This is a genomic window from Psychroserpens mesophilus, assembly GCF_050617655.1.
GTDB classification, from domain to species: domain Bacteria; phylum Bacteroidota; class Bacteroidia; order Flavobacteriales; family Flavobacteriaceae; genus Psychroserpens; species Psychroserpens mesophilus_A.
This window is the reverse complement of record NZ_JBODQC010000388.1, coordinates 1-247: the sequence shown is the minus strand read 5'-3', so window position 1 is coordinate 247 and position 247 is coordinate 1. Positions and strand designations below refer to the sequence as shown.

The 247-nt window shown below is 72.5% G+C and carries 1 protein-coding gene; it reads right to left on the bottom strand.

Annotation, left to right across the window (positions count from 1 at the left end; genetic code table 11):
- On the bottom strand, nt 1-247 hold a 247-nt coding region (locus tag ACRHNM_RS17710; RefSeq protein WP_431137958.1), incomplete at both ends, for a hypothetical protein.

Here is a 247-nt window from a genome sequence, read left to right as displayed (position 1 = left end):
GGGTCGACCGTGATCTCGACCGCGGTCAGCGCCGGATAGCGCCGGTGGGCCTCGGCCAGGTGCGCGCGCGAACCGTTGATGATGACGGGCGCGCCGCAGTCCAGCCAGGTGTCGACCTCGATGCCGATGCCGTAATGCAGGCCATGGCTGGCCCAGCGCAGCGCGAAGCAGCCGAGCGCGGCGCGGCGCGCGAATTCCTCGACGCTCAGGCGCAGCGCGTCTTCGGTGGCGCCGCTGTCGCGCGTGA